Annotated in this window: 21 protein-coding genes; all 21 read left to right on the top strand. The window is 50.1% G+C overall.

Annotated elements, in window-relative coordinates; genetic code table 11:
* Nucleotides 1–4: 4 nt before the first annotated feature.
* The 21 genes from rpiB to BW42_RS10405 all read left to right on the top strand — a co-directional run bounded on the left by rpiB (nucleotide 5) and on the right by BW42_RS10405 (nucleotide 17772).
* A complete protein-coding gene (rpiB, locus tag BW42_RS10505; protein ID WP_035410653.1) occupies nucleotides 5–445 on the top strand; it encodes a ribose 5-phosphate isomerase B in 441 nt (146 codons plus the stop codon).
* Nucleotides 445–984, top strand: coding sequence for a TIGR01440 family protein (locus tag BW42_RS10500; protein ID WP_035410650.1), 540 nt, complete (start codon nucleotides 445–447; stop codon nucleotides 982–984). The genes rpiB and BW42_RS10500 overlap by 1 nt, the downstream gene beginning before the upstream one ends.
* 111 nt (nucleotides 985–1095) lie before the next feature.
* Nucleotides 1096–2355, top strand: a complete 1260-nt coding sequence (gene glyA / locus BW42_RS10495; RefSeq protein ID WP_035410645.1) for a serine hydroxymethyltransferase — start codon at nucleotides 1096–1098, stop codon at nucleotides 2353–2355.
* 77 nt (nucleotides 2356–2432) lie between these two features.
* Complete coding sequence (locus tag BW42_RS10490) at nucleotides 2433–3101, top strand: response regulator transcription factor (protein ID WP_035410642.1); 669 nt, start codon at nucleotides 2433–2435, stop codon at nucleotides 3099–3101.
* Nucleotides 3098–4453, top strand: coding sequence for a HAMP domain-containing sensor histidine kinase (locus BW42_RS10485; RefSeq protein ID WP_035410640.1), 1356 nt, complete (start codon nucleotides 3098–3100; stop codon nucleotides 4451–4453). Before BW42_RS10490 ends, BW42_RS10485 begins: the two co-directional genes overlap by 4 nt.
* Nucleotides 4454–4528: 75 nt before the next feature.
* On the top strand, nucleotides 4529–5557 hold the full coding sequence (locus BW42_RS10480) for an ABC transporter permease (RefSeq protein WP_035410638.1): 1029 nt from the start codon (nucleotides 4529–4531) through the stop codon (nucleotides 5555–5557).
* Nucleotides 5554–6222 carry an ABC transporter ATP-binding protein gene (locus BW42_RS10475; protein WP_035410636.1) on the top strand — a complete coding sequence of 223 codons (669 nt, stop codon included), beginning with the start codon at nucleotides 5554–5556 and terminating at the stop codon, nucleotides 6220–6222. Before BW42_RS10480 ends, BW42_RS10475 begins: the two co-directional genes overlap by 4 nt.
* Nucleotides 6223–6376: 154 nt before the next feature.
* Nucleotides 6377–7333 carry a hypothetical protein gene (locus BW42_RS10470; RefSeq protein ID WP_035410634.1) on the top strand — a complete coding sequence of 319 codons (957 nt, stop codon included), beginning with the start codon at nucleotides 6377–6379 and terminating at the stop codon, nucleotides 7331–7333.
* Between the two features lie 72 nt (nucleotides 7334–7405).
* The gene (gene upp, locus BW42_RS10465; RefSeq protein WP_023469504.1) at nucleotides 7406–8035 is read left to right on the top strand and encodes a uracil phosphoribosyltransferase; all 630 of its coding nucleotides are present in this window, start codon (nucleotides 7406–7408) and stop codon (nucleotides 8033–8035) included.
* 126 nt (nucleotides 8036–8161) lie between these two features.
* Nucleotides 8162–9295 carry a non-hydrolyzing UDP-N-acetylglucosamine 2-epimerase gene (gene wecB, locus BW42_RS10460; RefSeq protein WP_035410633.1) on the top strand — a complete coding sequence of 378 codons (1134 nt, stop codon included), beginning with the start codon at nucleotides 8162–8164 and terminating at the stop codon, nucleotides 9293–9295.
* 773 nt (nucleotides 9296–10068) lie between these two features.
* Nucleotides 10069–10287: an AtpZ/AtpI family protein gene (locus BW42_RS10455; RefSeq protein WP_023469502.1), complete on the top strand. Its 219-nt coding sequence runs from the start codon at nucleotides 10069–10071 to the stop codon at nucleotides 10285–10287.
* Entirely contained in the window at nucleotides 10284–10670 is a 387-nt protein-coding gene (locus tag BW42_RS10450) for an ATP synthase subunit I (RefSeq protein WP_035410631.1), read from the top strand. The genes BW42_RS10455 and BW42_RS10450 overlap by 4 nt, the downstream gene beginning before the upstream one ends.
* 8 nt (nucleotides 10671–10678) lie before the next feature.
* Nucleotides 10679–11422 carry a F0F1 ATP synthase subunit A gene (gene atpB / locus BW42_RS10445; protein WP_035410629.1) on the top strand — a complete coding sequence of 248 codons (744 nt, stop codon included), beginning with the start codon at nucleotides 10679–10681 and terminating at the stop codon, nucleotides 11420–11422.
* Between the two features lie 75 nt (nucleotides 11423–11497).
* The gene (atpE, locus tag BW42_RS10440) at nucleotides 11498–11710 is read left to right on the top strand and encodes a F0F1 ATP synthase subunit C (RefSeq protein WP_023469499.1); all 213 of its coding nucleotides are present in this window, start codon (nucleotides 11498–11500) and stop codon (nucleotides 11708–11710) included.
* A 127-nt stretch (nucleotides 11711–11837) separates the two neighbouring features.
* Nucleotides 11838–12371, top strand: coding sequence for a F0F1 ATP synthase subunit B (gene atpF, locus BW42_RS10435; protein ID WP_035410626.1), 534 nt, complete (start codon nucleotides 11838–11840; stop codon nucleotides 12369–12371).
* A complete protein-coding gene (locus tag BW42_RS10430) occupies nucleotides 12371–12904 on the top strand; it encodes a F0F1 ATP synthase subunit delta (protein WP_035410623.1) in 534 nt (177 codons plus the stop codon). Before atpF ends, BW42_RS10430 begins: the two co-directional genes overlap by 1 nt.
* A gap of 19 nt (nucleotides 12905–12923) precedes the next feature.
* Nucleotides 12924–14432 carry a F0F1 ATP synthase subunit alpha gene (gene atpA / locus BW42_RS10425; protein ID WP_023469496.1) on the top strand — a complete coding sequence of 503 codons (1509 nt, stop codon included), beginning with the start codon at nucleotides 12924–12926 and terminating at the stop codon, nucleotides 14430–14432.
* 42 nt (nucleotides 14433–14474) lie between these two features.
* Nucleotides 14475–15326 carry an ATP synthase F1 subunit gamma gene (gene atpG / locus BW42_RS10420; RefSeq protein WP_035410620.1) on the top strand — a complete coding sequence of 284 codons (852 nt, stop codon included), beginning with the start codon at nucleotides 14475–14477 and terminating at the stop codon, nucleotides 15324–15326.
* A gap of 36 nt (nucleotides 15327–15362) precedes the next feature.
* Nucleotides 15363–16781 (top strand): F0F1 ATP synthase subunit beta, encoded by a 1419-nt coding sequence (gene atpD, locus BW42_RS10415; protein ID WP_023469494.1) that lies wholly within the window; start codon nucleotides 15363–15365, stop codon nucleotides 16779–16781.
* Between the two features lie 26 nt (nucleotides 16782–16807).
* Complete coding sequence (locus BW42_RS10410) at nucleotides 16808–17221, top strand: F0F1 ATP synthase subunit epsilon (RefSeq protein WP_023469493.1); 414 nt, start codon at nucleotides 16808–16810, stop codon at nucleotides 17219–17221.
* Between the two features lie 317 nt (nucleotides 17222–17538).
* A complete protein-coding gene (locus BW42_RS10405; protein ID WP_029342736.1) occupies nucleotides 17539–17772 on the top strand; it encodes a DUF1146 family protein in 234 nt (77 codons plus the stop codon).
* Nucleotides 17773–17870 lie beyond the last annotated feature (98 nt).

The raw sequence follows: 17870 nt of genomic DNA, 5'->3' as shown, positions 1-17870 counted from the left end.
AAAGATGAAAGTAGCAATCGGCGCGGATCATGGCGGTTTTAAGTTAAAGGCAGAAATCAACGATCTCCTACAAGAGCTTGGCATCGACTATACGGACTTCGGTACGCATTCGTCCGACTCGATCGATTATCCGGATGTCGCGATTCCAGTCGCGGAGGCAGTCGCGAACGGAGAGTTTGACCGTGGCATCTTGATTTGTGGCACAGGCATTGGGATCGGTATCGCAGCGAACAAGGTCAAGGGCATCCGAGCAGCGCTCGTCCATGATACGTTCAGCGCGAAAGCGACGCGGCAGCACAACAACTCGAACATCTTGACGATGGGCGAACGCGTTATCGGTCCAGGACTGGCTCGTGAGATCGCGCAGCTTTGGCTTGAGACGGAATTCGAAGGTGGACGTCATGAGAACCGCGTTTGCAAAATCTCGGATTATGAGGTGAAGTAATGGACGTGACACGCATCCAGCACGATTTAGAAGAAACACTGAACGCTCTGGATGAACGATTTTCCTTAAAAGGAAAATTGCTCGTGATCGGCTGTTCGACGAGTGAAGTGATTGGCAAACAAATCGGCAAGGCAGGTTCACCAGAAGTGGCGGACGCCTTGTTCGATGTCTTCGATGCCTTTCGTCGATCGCATCAAGTCGATCTCGCCTTCCAAGGCTGTGAGCATATCAACCGAGCGCTGACACTTGAACGGCAAACGGCCGAACGTCTCGGGCTTGATCCGGTGACGGTCGTTCCCGTTCCAGAAGCGGGTGGATCGATGGCGAGTGCTGCGTACCAGCGCTTCTCGGCACCTGTCGTCGTCGAAGCGATTCAGGCTGATGCCGGAATCGATATCGGTGATACATTCATCGGGATGCACTTGAAAGCTGTTGCGATTCCAGTGCGCTTGCCGCATAAGGAAATCGGTGAGGCACACGTGACGGCAGCCGTGACACGACCAAAATTAATCGGTGGGGCACGTGCTAAATACGAATAATTCATGCAAGGGGTTGCGCACCCCTTGCTTTTTTGATGTTGTTTTGGGGGATGCCGGGAAGGAAACATTCGTGTTAAGATAGGTTTATCGAAATGAAATGGGGGAATTCAGATGGAACAAACACCGCTTACGTATCTGAAACAACAAGATGAGGCACTCTTTTCGGCAATGCGCCAGGAACTAGGTCGTCAACGGGATAACATCGAATTGATCGCATCCGAGAACTTCGTCTCGCAAGCTGTCATGGAAGCACAAGGCAGCGTCTTAACGAACAAGTACGCAGAAGGTTACCCAGGTCGTCGTTATTATGGTGGCTGTGAGTATGTCGATCTCGCTGAGAATCTCGCACGCGACCGCGCGAAGGAAATCTTCGGGGCAGAGCACGCGAACGTGCAGCCGCACTCCGGTGCACAAGCGAACATGGCGGTCTACTTCACGATTCTCGAACAGGGCGATACGGTCCTCGGGATGAACCTATCGCACGGTGGCCATCTGACGCACGGTAGTCCCGTCAATTTCTCCGGTGTCCAGTACAACTTCGTGGAATACGGTGTCGATCAAGAGACAGAGATGATTGACTACGACGTCGTCGCGAAATTAGCAGAAGAGCACAAACCAAAATTAATCGTAGCGGGCGCATCGGCGTATCCGCGCGTCATCGACTTCAAACGGTTCCGTGAAATCGCAGACAGCGTCGGTGCTTACTTGATGGTCGACATGGCACACATCGCTGGACTCGTCGCAGCAGGTCAGCATCCGAACCCAGTCGAGCATGCACACTTCGTCACGACGACGACGCATAAGACGTTGCGTGGTCCACGTGGTGGGATGATTCTCTGTAAAGAAGAGCATGCGAAAGCAATTGATAAAGCAATCTTCCCAGGGATCCAAGGTGGTCCACTCATGCATGTCATCGCCGCGAAAGCTGTTGCATTTGGTGAAGCCCTTGCACCAGAGTTCAAGGACTACATCGGTCAAGTCGTCACGAACGCCAAAGTCCTCGGTGAGGAATTGACGAATCGTGGACTCCGGATCGTTTCAGGCGGAACAGACAATCACTTGCTCCTCGTTGACTTGCAACCACTCGGTATCACAGGTAAACTCGCCGAGCATGCGCTTGACGAAGCTGGCATTACGGTCAACAAGAACACGATTCCGTTCGACCCAGCGAGCCCGTTCGTCACGAGCGGTATCCGGATCGGAACGGCAGCGATGACATCTCGCGGATTCAAGGAAGCTGAGATGAAAGAAATCGCAGAGTTGATCGAACTCGTCTTGAACCACCCAGAAGAAGCAGACGTTCTCGCACAAGCACGTGAGCGTGTCGTTGCTTTGACAGGTCGTTTCCCACTCTACCCAGAGCGCGGATGATCGTCATCCCCTTCATCCTTTTCATTTTGAGAAGGGGGAAGGGGATTTTTTTGTTTGTCTAAAAAAGGAGGAGTACGATGTATATTCTAGTCGCAGAAGATGATCCTCATATCCAAGCCCTTGTCGTGTCAACGTTACAAGCCGACGGGCATTCCATCCGAGCGACAGCAGACGGAAACGAAGCGCTTGCTTGGATCGAGAAGATGACGTTCGAAGCAGCCGTACTTGATGTCCTGCTCCCCGGACAGACCGGTCTCGTCTTATGCGAGCGATTACGGCAACACGGGGACATCCCGATCTTGATGCTGACGGCACTCGGGGAGCTGACAGATAAACGGGACGGTTTCGCAGCAGGTGCCGATGATTACATCACAAAACCGTTTGATCCGGAAGAATTAGTATTTCGCCTCCACGCTGTGGCTCGGCGCTATCAAAAAGCGGCGCAACCTGTTTTGCATCTTGGAGATGTCACGATCGATAAACGTAGTCAGCTCGTGACGATTCAGTCGACCGAGTGGACACTCCCGCGACGTGAATTCGAATTGTTGCATCAGTTGGCGAGTTTCCCGGGACGGGTCTTCAGCCGCGAGGAATTGATCGAACACGTCTGGGGACTCGATTTCATGGGGGATGACCGGACGATTGATGTTCACATTAAACGCCTCCGTGGACGCTTAAAGGAAACGAATCAGGTGAAGATTGAGACAGTCCGCGGACTCGGATACCGGTTGGAGGTCGACGCATGAGATCCCTCTATACGAAAATCGTCGGACTCGTCTGCGTTGTCTTACTCGTGTCGGCACTACTGGCGCTCCTGATTAGTAATATTGCCTATTATTCCTTTTGGCAGGACAGCTACAGCCAAAAAGTCGAGGAAGCGGTCGAGACGGCGATCGATTATTATGAAACGCACGGGGACGGCAAGACGGAGTCGTTTTACCGGATGTTACAAGCGACCGGCTTTCAACTTTATGTGCGCACGGACGACGCAATCGAGCGTTACGGAAACCCGTTTCGTGATGAAGCGCTCTCGAATCGGGTCGTCGAGCAAGTGAAGAGTGGTCAACCGTATTACGGAATGCGTGAATATCCGTTCCATCTCTTCTTGCTCGGTCTGTTCGATAACGAAGTCATCAATACGTACGGCACGTCGGTCAAGACGGTGCAAGGCACGGACGCGATCTTCGTCCGACCGGACTTGAGTCGTCAGATCCGTGAGTTGCATCTGTTCGTCGGTCTGTTCCTTGGACTGCTTGTCGTGATCAGTTTCCTTTTGCTTGTCTTTTCAATCCGCTATCTCGTTCGTCCGATCCGGCGCCTGACAAAAGCGACGGAACAGATGGCAGACGGTGACTACGGAATCCGCGTCGGAACGAAGGCACGCGATGAAATTGGTGAGCTGTCCCGGCGGTTTGACGAAATGGCAACGGCAGTCGAAGCGTCTGATACGGAACGGCGCCGATTCGTTGCGAACGTCTCGCATGAATTCCAGTCGCCGCTGACGACGATTGCTGGTTACGCGGGACAACTCGATGTGACGGGAGAAGACGTCAGGAAACGGACGGTCATCCGTCAAGAGGCGGAGCGAATGTCGGAGCTGACGCGTCAACTGTTGATCTTAGCGAAGCTCGATGAAGGACGACGCTTCAAACGACAAGCACTTAATCTGCGGACGAATCTTGAGGCGACACTCACGACACTTGCCTTCCAGCTGGATGAGCAAGGAATCGCTGTCGCACTCGATGTTCCGACGGTGATACAAATACAAGCGGATGTCAGTGCGTTGGAACATGTCTTCCAAAATGTCATCCGAAACGCTGTCTCGGTCTCAAAAGACGGAGCGACGATCCAGATTCAAGCAGAGGAACAAGCGGATCAGATCATTATCCGAATCAAGGATGAAGGACCAGGCATGACTGATGAACAGATGAAACATGCCTTTGAACGCTTTTATCAAGGCGATGCATCCCGGACGACGCGCGGAACGGGTCTTGGTTTAGCGATTGTCAAAGAGACGATGCGTCAACTCGGCGGGGATGCGAGCTTGTCGTCCGCTTCATCGGGTCTAACCGTAATGTTAACTTTTTTACGCGCGTGACACCTGCGTTCATGTTCCGTTCATATTGCGGCTGTATCATCAATCCTGTAGCGAACATACAGGAGGGATCACATAATGAAACTAGGATGGAAAGAACTCGTCCGGATGAAAGGGCGATTCAGTTGGATGACGATTGTGACGATGTTGATCGTCTTATTGATCTTGATGATCACCGGTCTTGCAGATGGACTAGCTTATGACAATGGGGCAGCCGTCCGTAATCTGCCGGTCGAACAGTTTGCGCTAAGTAAAGATGCAGAAGGGCAGCTGACCCGTTCATTCTTAGAGGCGGATGAGACACCAAAGGGCGCGGAAGCACTCGGTGTCCAGAACATGGTGCTTGAGAAGAAGAATAAAACGAAGGACGACGTAACGGTCTTTGCGTTACCACAGACTACGAAATATGGTCCCAAACAGCTGCAATCGTTGCAAAAAGGGGAGGTACTTGTTGATGCTGCGTATGCGGAGCAACGCGGAACGCGCGTCGGCGATACGATCACGGATTTTCGAACGAAGGAGACGTTCCAGATTGCCGGTACAGTGACGGACGGTCGTTATAGTCATGCACCCGTTCTCTGGATGACGGATGAATCGTGGCAAGCGTGGCAATCGAAAATGGGCACGTCATACGTATCGGCGTACATCGGTCAGTCGTTGCAAACGGATCAAGCGCTCTTTTCGAAACAAACGGTTGTCGAGAACGTTCCGGGTTATGCGGCAGAACAAAACTCCTTTCAGATGATGCGGGTCGCGCTCGTCGTCATCGGAGCATTGATCCTGACAGCCTTCTTCTATATTTTAACGATGCAGAAGATGAAACAGCTTGGTGTCTTAAAGGCCATCGGTATCCGGACACGGACGATGGGTGCGAGTCTGCTCGTTCAAGTCGTCATTTTGACGAGTCTTGCCTTTGGTGTCAGCGTCGCCATCACCTATCTGACGAGTCGTTTCCTGCCAACGGATCTTCCCTTTCGATTTGAATGGTCGACGAGTCTGATGTACGGCGGCATTCTACTCGTAACGGCGATCCTCGGTGCGCTCGTTCCCTTACGGATGGTCAAGAAACTCGAGGCGGCAGATGCGATGGGAGGAATGAACGGATGATTCGATTAGAACAGATTGAGCAAAGTTATGGTGAGATGACGGTGTTGCATGACATTAACTTACAAGCAGAAGCGGGTGAGTTGATTGCTCTCGTCGGACCGAGCGGTAGTGGGAAAAGTACACTGCTCCAGTTGCTTGGATTGTTACAGACACCAACGAATGGTGCCGTCTACTTTGATCATACGTGTGTTAGTGAAGCAGTGGACGAAGAACGCCGTCGCTTACGTCTCGAAGAAGTCGGATTCATCTTTCAAGAATCGCATCTCGTGCCGTTTTTGACGGCAGGTGAGCAACTGGAGCTAGTCGCGAAGGAAGCCGGTCGATCGGTTGACGCGACGGCGGCACTCGCTGTGTTCGGACTCGAGCACCGGAAAGACCATTTGCCGCACGCCTTATCGGGTGGGGAACGTCAACGTGTCGCAATTGCCCGGGCTTTCGTCAATGACCCACGACTTGTACTCGCGGATGAACCGACGGCGAGTCTCGATTACCCAAATGGACGCCGGGTGATGGAGTTATTGCAACAGCAAGCGCATGATGCGAACAAGACCGTCATCGTCATCACCCATGACGAACGGATGCTAGATGTCTGTGACCGGATTTGGCGAATTGAAGACGGACGGATTACGGAAGCGACAGCATCCCGGTCCTATTCTCATAGTTGAACGAGTTCCCCTTTTGTTTTCGTGCCTCAGTGCATGTGAAAACAAAAGGGTTTTTTGCTGATTCATCAAGAAGATAGGGGAAACGGACCATTTGCTGAAGCGTTATCTTTGATATACTTAACCGTAGTAAAAAAAGATAAGGGTGGAAATAAATGTGAATTTAACAACCTTGATTCAAAGCGAATTACAAGCCATTCAGACTGAGCGACTAACGGAATGGTTTACACATAAAAGCCACGAGCGCCGGGAATATCAACGGATGCTCGAAGATTTCAAAGCAATCGTCATCATGCAACAGGCCGGATTTTATGAACAAGCGGATGCTCGTTTTGAACAGTGGAAGACGTTACCGATGCCGGCAGAGGTTTATCGTTACCGTCTAGCGATCGCAGGAAAAGCAGGCGGGAAACGTCTTGTTCAGAAACGGCTGGCATCGTTTCCTATGACCGTTCAGAATCATCCACAACTGAAAAATTGGAAGCGACTCGGAAAACTAAACCCGTGGTGGCTCGGTGGAGCTGTAGCTGTCGTTTGTCTCGGTCTAATCTGGACACAGTTGGACGACGAATCGGCGACAGCGGTCGCGACGAAACAGACAGAGGTCGAGCAACAACTCGCAGCGCTGCAAACAGAAGTCGAACAGTTAAAAGAAAAAAACGAACAGTTGGCAAGTGAGCAAGAGAGAGCGAAAGCGATCAAGCCAGAGAAGAAGGAAACAAAAACGGAAACGCAGAAGCCGAAAGTGTCTGCGAAAGAATCGCTCGAGCAAGGGGTCGCTGCCGTTCAGGCGAAGGACTACAAACGAGCAGACAGTGTCTTGACCGGATCCGTCTTGACGAACAAAGAGACAGCAGGCATGGCCCGCTTTTATAAGTTGATTGCTGCTGGAAAGTTGAAGAACACGACACAAGCGGATTACATCGCCTATCGGGAAGATTTTCCGAAGTCCGGTTACATAAGTGATGTCCTCTGGATGCAAGCCGTTTATGAACAAAAATATAAAAAAGGCGACTATCGAGCGACCTTACAAGAACTCGCGAAACAACCGGAAAATGAATGGTCTTATGCGGCAAAAGCGATTCTATCGGGTAAGAGTACGCTCGGGAACTGACGAAAAAACAGTTCCCAAGCAGTACGCTTATAGAGTACAATGCGAAAAGAGAATGGAGAGGAGATGCAAACAATGAGTAAAGTACATGTATTTGATCACCCATTGATTCAGCACAAGATGACGATCATGCGTAAAGTCGAAACAGGAACGAAACAATTCCGGGAACTTGTCGACGAGGTGGCTTCATTGATGGCATATGAAATCACACGTGACCTTCCACTCACAGATGTCGCGATCGAGACACCGGTCACGAAGACGACGCAGAAGATGATCGAAGGCAAGAAACTCGGGATCGTCCCGATTCTCCGCGCCGGTCTCGGTATGGTCGACGGCATGCTCCGCATGATGCCGAACGTCAAAGTCGGTCACATCGGTTTGTACCGTGATCCGGAGACACTCGAGCCAACGGAATACTACCTCAAGCTCCCAACAGACGTCGCAGAACGTGATTTCGTCGTCGTTGACCCGATGCTTGCGACAGGTGGTTCGGCGGCAGACGCCATCTCCTCCTTAAAGAAACAAGGGGCGAAGAGCATCAAGCTCGCATGTCTCTGTGCAGCACCTGAAGGCGTTAAACGCGTTCAAGAAGAACACCCAGACGTCGACATCTATCTCGCGGCACTCGACGAGAAGTTGAACGACCACGGATACATCGTCCCAGGACTCGGTGATGCAGGAGACCGTCTCTTCGGAACGAAGTAAAAAGACAGCAAGATATACGAAAAGACCGCAGACGATGATCTGCGGTCTTTTCGTTGCTATTTCGTAAACTGCGCAAGATTGCTGAAATATGCTTTAATGAAAAAAGGAAAAAAGGAGGAAGTCACCATGCCGATTACAGTCATGCCGATTTTCGGGACACGACCGGAAGCCATCAAGATGGCACCGCTCGTCAACGCCCTAAAGCAACACCCTGCTTTTGATGTTCATGTTACGATCACTGCCCAACACCGCGAGATGCTCGATCAAGTGCTCGATCTGTTTGAGATCGAACCGGATCATGATTTGAATATCATGAAGCAACGTCAAACACTCGTCGACATTACGACGCGTGGTCTTGAAGGACTTGATGCCATCATGAAGGACATCAAACCGGATCTCGTCCTCGTCCATGGGGACACGACGACGACGTTCGTTGGAAGCCTGGCTGCCTATTACAATCAGATCGCGGTCGGTCACGTCGAGGCGGGACTGCGGACCTATAATAAGTATTCACCCTTCCCGGAAGAGGTCAATCGTCAGTTGACGTCGACGCTCGCGGACTTACATTTCGCTCCGACAGCGCAAGCGGCAGCGAATCTCGCATCCGAAAATCGTCACGCCGGTGTTTACATTACAGGAAACACGGCAATCGATGCCCTGCAAACGACCGTCCAATCGGATTACGTCCATCCGATGCTTGAGACGGTCGGGGACCGGAAGTTGATCTTGATGACAGCGCACCGTCGTGAGAACCAAGGCGAGAAAATGCACCAAATGTTCCGGGCGATTCGTCGCCTCGTCGATGCGTTCCCGGAGACGCACGTCGTCTATCCGGTCCACCTCAATCCAGTCGTTCAAGAAGCGGCGAAGACGGTTTTTGAAGGGCATGATCGGATTTCGTTGATCGCCCCACTCGACGTCTTCGATTTCCATAACTTCGCGAGCCGTGCCCATTTGATCTTAACTGACTCGGGTGGCGTACAAGAAGAAGCACCATCACTCGGTGTTCCTGTTCTTGTCTTACGCGATACGACGGAACGTCCGGAAGGGATTACTGCCGGAACGTTGAAGCTTGCTGGAACGGAAGAAGAGACGATCTATCAGATGGCAACAGAACTCTTGACGAACAAAACACTTTATCAGGAGATGGCACATGCCTCAAACCCGTATGGAGACGGTCACGCGTCCGAACGCATCGTCCAAGCAATCCTGCATCACTTCGGTCAAGGCGAAGCTCCGGCACCGTTACTCACACAATAAAAAACGATCATCCTCGAATCGCTTGCATTCACTTGCTTTCCTCAGGCGAGACGTGAGCCGCGCCTCCTTCGTCTTTAGACGAGGAGTCGGATCTCACTTGTCTCTGACAGCACGAAAACTCGTGCTTTTTCCTGTAGGAGTCGCGTGATGTGAGCGATTCTTTGTTATGTCTTGAATTTCGTGTAATCGCAATAGTTGATTTAGGAGGATAATATCTTTAATTCTTACAATTTCCACTAAAATCAGCCCATTTGTTTAGAAAATGTAAAACCAGATGACCTTGAAACTGGAAGGGAAGTGATGACGATTCAAGCTGTGACGTAGCGCACGATTAAAAAAATGGAAATCGCTGAAATGTATTGTTACAAACAGATGTCAGAGCTGTTTTTATGTCCTGATTCGGAAGCGTTTTCAATTGTGAACGAAAAATGTTTTTTCACAAAATCGACACAAATCAATTTTAGAGGTCTTGTTTCGGTTTACCGGGCACGATATAACGTTACTGTTCAACGGTTTTGTTCACCATATGAACAATCTCTTTAACCGTTGATAGCACTACATATTTTCTTCACATCTTCGTGAAATGACTTGCATGTAAGACATCTGTGAAAACCTTATCAATCGTTGATATGTATAGGTTTTTCGGCTCTGTTTTTATTGTGAATTCATTTGACTATGAAAGCTGCTTCATTGTATTCTTGACTAGTATGAAAATCCGCAAATTGTGGGAAAGAAAAAGAACTCACAATTGGGAAAAAAGGGGGTCGTCTCTAGTGCGCCAAAGTGGGCTCGCAAAGAGTATGGTCATGGCCTCGCAAATTTCGACGGCACTGGCTGCACCGATCGTCATTGGCTTTTTGGTTGGGAACTATGGGGAACAACAACAATGGTGGGAAAAAATGGGTGCGACATTCGCCGTGTTCATCGGGATTTTCATCGGCATTCTTTGCATGATCGCCATGATCAGGCACTTGTTAGGGGAGAAGACATGAACATCATCCTTCAAGATGCGTTGTATCGTGCGTACTTACGATGGTTTGGACTCTTTTACGGGATCCTGGCTGTCCTGCTGCTCATCGGACGCCCGAGTGAATCGGTCATTTATGGACTGGCGCTTGGTGGAACTGGCAGCTTTCTGATCTTGACGCTTCAACGACTCAGCGTCGATCGGATGTATCGTGTAATCGAGACGGGGCGTAAGCCGATGTCTCGTGGGACCGTTTCACGCATGGCGGTCGCGGTACTTTGTGTGATGATCGGTTTGAAATATCAAACTGAATTGTCATTAACTGCGGTGGTAATAGGCCTTCTCGCCGGCCACGTCATACAATTTTGTGAGTTCTTGACTCACGAACTCAAGCGGGAAAAGAGGTGAATAGTCAAATGAACCACGAAATGCCACTTTACGAAATCCCACTCTGGGGTGACTTCGTTCTGTACGGTAGCTGGACGAACTTGATCACAGTATTGATTGCTGCTGCTCTCGTCTTCTTGATTGCCGTGGCCGGTACGCGACGTCTTGTGATGAAGCCAACCGGTGCTCAAAACGTGATGGAGATGTTCCTCGAATTCGTTCGCGGTATCATCAGCAGCACGATGGACTGGAAAACAGGGGGTCGCTTCCTTACGTTCGGAATGACATTATTCCTGTTCATCCTTGTGTCCAACATCATGGGTCTTCCATTCAACGTCGTGACGGGACACTACATTTGGTTCAACTCACCAACTGCAGATCCTTACGTGACACTGGCACTTTCATCTATGGTAGTGGTCATGAGCCATTACTACGGTGTGAAGATGCGCGGCTTCGGTGCTTATGCGAAAACATTCATGACGCCGATGTTTATCATTACCATCATCGAGGAGTTTGCAAACACGTTGACGCTCGGTCTTCGTCTTTACGGAAACATCTTCGCTGGTGAGATCATGATCGGAATCATTCTTTCGATCGGTATCGTCTCTGGTACGAACGATTTCCAATTCCTCGGACCAATCGGCGCGATCATCTCGGGTATCCCGATGTTGATCTGGCAAGGATTCTCACTCTTCATCGGTGGTATCCAAGCGTACATCTTCCTTATCCTGACGATGGTTTACATCGGACATAAGGCAGCGCACGACCATTAATTCGAAGGTAAAGCATCCGCTTTTCCGATAACAGCACGACAAATCAATGAACATACTCTAGGGAGGCAATTTATCATGAATCTTATTGCAACAGCGATCATCATCGGACTCGGCGCACTCGGCGCAGGTATCGGTAACGGTCTTATCGTAAACGGTACAGTATTAGGTCAAGCACGTCAGCCAGAACTCAAAAACGAACTTCGTCAAACAATGTTCATCGGTATCGGTCTTGTTGAGGCACTTCCAATCATCGGTGTAGCGGTCGGTTTCCTTCTTCTCAACTCTTAATCCACGATTAACGAGAACGGACTACATAGGGCGCTATTCGTTCAACGTTTGAGTGAACCGTCACGGGAGCTTAGGCTCCCTTATGTAGATATTGAAGTTGAACCAACCACGAGGGGAGTGTAATCGAATGAATCTAACGTATCTTGCGGCAGAGGGCGTTGCGGAAGCAAGTAAGCCTCTTATCGCCAACATGATCGTCACGATCGTCGTTTTCCTCTTGCTCCTCATCCTCTTGAAGAAATTCGCATGGGGCCCGCTCGTCAACATGATGAAAGCGCGGGAAGAGCATGTGGCTAGCGAGATCAACTCGGCTGAAAAGAGCCGTAAAGACGCTGAAGTCTACGTAGAACAACAACGCGAAGAATTAAACAAGGCGCGTACGGAAGCACGCGACCTTTTAGAAGCATCACGCCGTCAGGCAGAAGCAGAGCAAGCACGTGCGATGGAGCAGGCACGTCTTGAATCCGAAATGAGTAAGGAAGAAGCTCGCCGTGCGATCGAACGTGAACGCGCTGAAGCACAAGCTGCTTTGAAGAACGATGTCGCTCTTCAAGCAATCGCTGCAGCACGCCACGTCATGAAAACACAGCTTGCGACGGACGAAGCCGCTCAAAAGGCACTCGTCGATCAATTCCTTGCTGATACTAAGGGCACGAACTAATGCGTGATCACGTAGCGGGACGCTACGCAAAAGCGCTCTTCGATCTTGCGCTTGAGCACCATGTGCTCGAGCAAGCAGAAGCTGATGTGCGGACGCTCGGCGAAGTGCTCCACGCAACACCAGAGCTCGCTTCGGTTTTAGATAACCCATCGATTTCTGCTGAAGAGCTCAAGCAAGTTCTTCAAACAAGCTTCACTGGCTTCAACTCGATCGTCTTGAACACGTTGCTCGTCATGGTCGAAAACGACCGGGCAGCAGAAATCGTCACGTTACCGGAACACTTCATTGCATTGTTGAATGAACACCGCAATGTCGCGACGGCAATCGTCACGAGTGCATACAAATTGTCAGACGAGGAACTCACGAAAGTGAAAGAGACGTTTGGCCAAAAATCAGGTAAAACGCTTGAAGTCGAGAACGTCGTCGACACGGGTGTCATCGGAGGACTTCGCGTTCAAATCGGTTACACGACATATGACGGTACGATCGAAACTAAACTAACGCGCCTTGAGCGTGAGCTGTTAAAAGCGTAAGAAAATAGGGGTGAAACGCATGAGCATTAGAGCTGAAGAAATCAGCGCCCTGCTTAAAGCGCGTATCGCGCAGTACGGTTCTACGATGGAAGTGAACGAGACAGGTACGGTCATCCAAATTGGTGATGGTATCGCTCGTGCACACGGACTCGACAACGTCATGTCGGGAGAGCTCGTAGAATTCGCTAACGGCACAATGGGCTTGGCGCAAAACTTAGAAGAAGGCAACGTCGGTATCATCATCCTCGGTGACTACCTTGAAATCAAAGAAGGCGACTCTGTTCGCCGTACGGGCCGCATCATGGAAGTACCAACTGGAGACGCACTTCTCGGACGTGTCGTTAACCCACTCGGTATGCCAATCGATGGTCTTGGTCCAATCGAAACAGAACACTACAACCCGATCGAGCGTAAGGCGTCTGGCGTCATGGCGCGTAAATCGGTACACGAACCACTTCAGACAGGAATCAAGGCGATCGATGCCCTCGTTCCAATCGGTCGTGGACAGCGTGAGTTGATCATCGGTGACCGTCAGACGGGTAAGACGTCGATCGCAATCGATACGATCATCAACCAAAAAGAAGAAAACATGATCTGTATCTACGTCGCAATCGGACAAAAAGAATCAACAGTCCGTGGCGTCGTCGAGACGCTCCGTAAAAACGGTGCCCTCGATTACACGATCGTCGTTTCGGCAGCGGCTTCACAGCCGGCTCCACTTCTTTACCTCGCACCATTCGCAGGTGTCGCGATGGGTGAACACTTCATGGACCAAGGCAAACACGTTCTTGTCATCTATGATGATCTTTCAAAACAAGCAGCTGCTTACCGTGAGCTTTCACTTCTCTTGAAACGCCCACCAGGCCGCGAAGCTTACCCAGGGGATGTCTTCTACCTCCATTCACGCCTTCTTGAGCGTGCGGCGAAGTTGAACGACGAGCTTGGCGCAGGTAGCTTGACTGCCCTTCCGTTCATCGAGACGCAAGCGTCGGATATCTCAGCTTATATCCCGACGAACGTTATTTCGATCACGGATGGTCAAATCTTCCTTCAATCGGATCTCTTCTTCTCAGGTGTCCGTCCCGCGATCAACCCGGGTCTCTCGGTATCGCGTGTAGGTGGTTCGGCTCAAGTAAAAGCGATGAAGAAGGTAGCGGGTACGCTCCGTCTTGACCTCGCATCTTACCGCGAGCTTGAAGCATTCGCTCAGTTCGGATCTGACCTTGATAAAGCGACTCAATCGAAGCTTAACCGTGGTGAGCGGACAGTTGAAGTCTTGAAACAAGACTTGAACCAACCCCTTACTGTCGATAAGCAAGTCATCATCATCTATGCCTTGACTCGTGGTCACCTTGATGATGTTGCTGTAACGGATATTCGTCGTTTTGAAAAGGAACTCAACCTCTGGCTCGATCAAAACCGCAAACAACTTTGCGATGAGATCCGTAAGACAGGTAACCTTCCAGCAGACGAAGAGATCGTAGCAGCAATCTCAGAATTTAAGAAAACGTTCCAAGCGACGGTTTAATCCGGCGGAACGCTCTTGATACTAACAAGGTGGTGAATCGAAATGGCATCGTTGCGCGAGATACAAACGCGGATCAACTCGACGAAAAGTACGAAACAGATCACGAAAGCGATGAACATGGTTTCGGCGTCGAAACTGAACCGCGCTCAAGCACATAGCGCGAAGTTCCAACCTTACATGCTGAAAATGCAAGAGGTACTCGGAACCATTGCGAATGGCACGACAGGTGCGAGCCATCCGATGCTCGAGAAACGTCCCGTCAAAAAGACAGGATATATCGTCATCACATCGGATCGCGGCTTAGCTGGTGCATATAACGCCAACGTGCTGCGTGAAGTCTACCGGGAAATCAAAGAAAAGCATACTACGGACAGTTACGTTCTCTTCGTGGTCGGTAAAGTCGGTGTCCAGTTCTTCCGTTCGCGCGGAATCACGGTCACGGATGCGATCACAGGTTTGAACGATTCTCCTTCGTATGTCGACGTCGCTGAGATCGTGAAGCGCACAGTGAGTGCGTTCACGGTCGGCGAAATCGACGAGCTCAAGCTGTGCTACAACCACTTCCTATCTGTCATCAGCCAGGAAGTGAAAGTCGAAACCCTTCTCCCACTCGGAGAAATCGAAGCTTCATCTTCGACGACTTATGAGTACGAGCCAAGCGAGGAACAAATCCTTGCGGAACTCCTCCCGCGTTATGCGGAGAGCTTGATCTTCGGTGCGCTTCTTGACGCGAAAGTAGCAGAACATGCGTCACGTATGACAGCAATGCAAAGTGCGACAGATAACGCAGATGACTTGATCGGTCGATTGACTCTCGTCTACAACCGAGCTCGACAAGCTGCGATCACGCAAGAAATCACAGAGATCGTCAGTGGGGCTGCTGCGCAGCAGTAATCCCGACTGGCGTAACGATAGGTAGGAGGAAACACGATGAACGAACTCGGTTTAAAAGGCCGCGTCGTCGCGGTCATGGGACCTGTCATCGACGTTAAGTTCGAAGGACACTTACCGAACATCTACAACGCGCTCCGTATTCAATATACGCCGCAAACTGTAGAAGAAGTGGCTATCGACTTGACGCTTGAGGTCGCCCTGCACCTTGGTGACGACGTCGTCCGTACCATTGCGATGGACTCTACGGATGGAGTACGCCGTGGAATGGAAGTACTCGATACGAATGCTCCAATCTCGGTACCCGTCGGAGAAGCGACACTTGGTCGCGTCTTCAACGTACTCGGTAACCCAATTGATGAAAAAGAAATCGCTGCTGACGTGGAACGTCTTCCAATCCACAAAAAAGCACCGACTTTCGATAACCTTTCAACGAAAGTTGAAATCCTCGAAACTGGAATTAAAGTCGTCGACTTGCTCGCTCCTTACATCAAGGGTGGTAAGATCGGTCTCTTCGGTGGTGCCGGTGTAGGTAAGACCGTCCTCATCCAGGAATTGATCAACAACATCGCGCAAGAGCACAGCGGTATCTCGGTATTCGCAGGTGTTGGTGAGCGGACGCGTGAAGGAAATGACTTGTTCCACGAGATGACGGATTCAGGCGTTATCAAACAAACAGCGATGGTCTTCGGTCAGATGAACGAACCACCGGGTGCACGTCTCCGTGTTGCCTTGACTGGTTTGACGATGGCAGAATACTTCCGTGATGAGCAAGGACAAGACGTTCTTCTCTTCGTTGATAACATCTTCCGTTACACACAAGCGGGTTCTGAGGTATCGGCCCTTCTCGGTCGTATGCCATCTGCCGTTGGTTACCAGCCGACACTCGCAACAGAGATGGGTATGCTCCAAGAGCGAATCACATCAACAAACAAAGGTTCGGTTACATCGATCCAAGCGGTTTATGTACCAGCCGATGACTATACTGACCCGGCTCCTGCAACGACGTTTGCTCACTTAGATGCAACGACGAACCTTGAGCGCCGTCTCTCTGAGATGGGGATCTATCCTGCCGTGGATCCACTTGCTTCGACATCACGCGCCCTTTCACCGGAAATCGTCGGCGAAGAGCACTACGGTGTTGCACGTCAAGTTCAGGAAACACTTCAGCGTTATAAAGAACTTCAAGATATCATCGCGATCCTCGGTATGGACGAGTTGTCAGAAGACGACAAATTGACTGTACACCGTGCGCGTCGTATCCAGTTCTTCTTGTCGCAGAACTTCCACGTAGCTGAGCAGTTCACAGGACAAAAAGGATCGTACGTCCCAGTTAAGGACACGATCCGCGGCTTCAAAGAAATCCTCGAAGGTAAACACGATGATCTAACGGAAGAAGCATTCCGTCTCGTCGGTCCGATCGAAGATGCGATTGAAAAAGCGAAGGCGCTTGTCTAAGTGACAAAGCATAAGGGGGACTTGAGATGAACACACTTCATGTCAATATCGTCACCCCGGATGGCGAAGTGTATGATGGCGATATCCGTATGGTCGTTGCGAAGACGATTTCTGGTGAGATCGGGGTTCTCCCGCACCACGTCCCACTCGTGACACCACTCGATATCAGCATCTTGAAGTTGCGCCACGAAGATGGCGGACGCACGTTGATCGCTATCAGCGGTGGCTTTATGGAAGTGCGCCAGGATACTGTAACGGTTCTTGCGGAAACTGCGGAGCAAGCAGACAAGGTCGACTATGACCGTGCTGCAGCTGCGAAGGTTCGTGCAGAACGTCGTCTCCAGGACACGAAATTATCAGAACTCGAATTCAAGCGTGCTGAACTTTCACTGAAACGAGCAGTTAACCGTCTCAGCTTGAAAGACTACGGTCGCGATTGATTCGACCAAAGACCCGAATTCCTTTGCGGAATCGGGTCTTTTTTTGTACGATACGTCAATGATTTTTCTAAAGACAAACGTTTTCGCAAGAGGGAGAACGATACAGGTTTAAAACGCCGTAAAAATGTAAAAGTACATTATATGCCTCGTCTTCACAATTTCTTCAACATTTTTTCTTTGGAAGACTAAATTTATCTTCAATAAATATATTTTATACGCTAAAATTAATTCAGCGTGTTCTTTTTTGTTTGCGCAATCATTCATTTTATGAAATCATAGTAAAGTTGGAGAAACTATGAAGAAGAGGTGCAACGAAAGTGACATCTATTGGTGTGAGTGCGTTAGTTAGTATGCTGGTCTACATCGTAGCGATTCTACTCGCTTGGTGGTCCTTATTACCAGTCAAATGGGAGAAAATCCTGCAACATCCTAAAGGACCGCATGCGGTAGCCTTGCGAACGATTCTAGCCATTGCACTCGGATCGATCGTCGCTCGCTTTTTATTGGATTATGCCGGTTTTGCACAGCGTCTTCAGTTTTTAATTGGGTGAACTTGTAACTGCATTGTAAACCCTGAAATGGTAATTTGTTTTAACATGGAACAGGACACTGCTCTTTCAATGAAGGAACACAGTCATTTAGCAATTAT

Origin of the sequence: Exiguobacterium sp. RIT341 (assembly GCF_000632205.1) — a bacterium.
Classification (GTDB): Bacteria; Bacillota; Bacilli; order Exiguobacteriales; family Exiguobacteriaceae; genus Exiguobacterium_A.
This window is presented reverse-complemented; position numbering and strand designations above follow the sequence as displayed.

What these genes read in the sequence shown, in the direction of transcription:
- rpiB (WP_035410653.1), top strand. Translation starts at nt 5, where the DNA reads ATGAAAGTAGCAATCGGCGCGGATCATGGCGGTTTTAAGTTAAAGGCA.
- BW42_RS10500 (WP_035410650.1), top strand. Translation starts at nt 445, where the DNA reads ATGGACGTGACACGCATCCAGCACGATTTAGAAGAAACACTGAACGCT.
- glyA (WP_035410645.1), top strand. Translation starts at nt 1,096, where the DNA reads ATGGAACAAACACCGCTTACGTATCTGAAACAACAAGATGAGGCACTC.
- BW42_RS10490 (WP_035410642.1), top strand. Translation starts at nt 2,433, where the DNA reads ATGTATATTCTAGTCGCAGAAGATGATCCTCATATCCAAGCCCTTGTC.
- BW42_RS10485 (WP_035410640.1), top strand. Translation starts at nt 3,098, where the DNA reads ATGAGATCCCTCTATACGAAAATCGTCGGACTCGTCTGCGTTGTCTTA.
- BW42_RS10480 (WP_035410638.1), top strand. Translation starts at nt 4,529, where the DNA reads ATGAAACTAGGATGGAAAGAACTCGTCCGGATGAAAGGGCGATTCAGT.
- BW42_RS10475 (WP_035410636.1), top strand. Translation starts at nt 5,554, where the DNA reads ATGATTCGATTAGAACAGATTGAGCAAAGTTATGGTGAGATGACGGTG.
- upp (WP_023469504.1), top strand. Translation starts at nt 7,406, where the DNA reads ATGAGTAAAGTACATGTATTTGATCACCCATTGATTCAGCACAAGATG.
- wecB (WP_035410633.1), top strand. Translation starts at nt 8,162, where the DNA reads ATGCCGATTACAGTCATGCCGATTTTCGGGACACGACCGGAAGCCATC.
- BW42_RS10450 (WP_035410631.1), top strand. Translation starts at nt 10,284, where the DNA reads ATGAACATCATCCTTCAAGATGCGTTGTATCGTGCGTACTTACGATGG.
- atpB (WP_035410629.1), top strand. Translation starts at nt 10,679, where the DNA reads ATGAACCACGAAATGCCACTTTACGAAATCCCACTCTGGGGTGACTTC.
- atpE (WP_023469499.1), top strand. Translation starts at nt 11,498, where the DNA reads ATGAATCTTATTGCAACAGCGATCATCATCGGACTCGGCGCACTCGGC.
- atpF (WP_035410626.1), top strand. Translation starts at nt 11,838, where the DNA reads ATGAATCTAACGTATCTTGCGGCAGAGGGCGTTGCGGAAGCAAGTAAG.
- BW42_RS10430 (WP_035410623.1), top strand. Translation starts at nt 12,371, where the DNA reads ATGCGTGATCACGTAGCGGGACGCTACGCAAAAGCGCTCTTCGATCTT.
- atpA (WP_023469496.1), top strand. Translation starts at nt 12,924, where the DNA reads ATGAGCATTAGAGCTGAAGAAATCAGCGCCCTGCTTAAAGCGCGTATC.
- atpG (WP_035410620.1), top strand. Translation starts at nt 14,475, where the DNA reads ATGGCATCGTTGCGCGAGATACAAACGCGGATCAACTCGACGAAAAGT.
- atpD (WP_023469494.1), top strand. Translation starts at nt 15,363, where the DNA reads ATGAACGAACTCGGTTTAAAAGGCCGCGTCGTCGCGGTCATGGGACCT.
- BW42_RS10410 (WP_023469493.1), top strand. Translation starts at nt 16,808, where the DNA reads ATGAACACACTTCATGTCAATATCGTCACCCCGGATGGCGAAGTGTAT.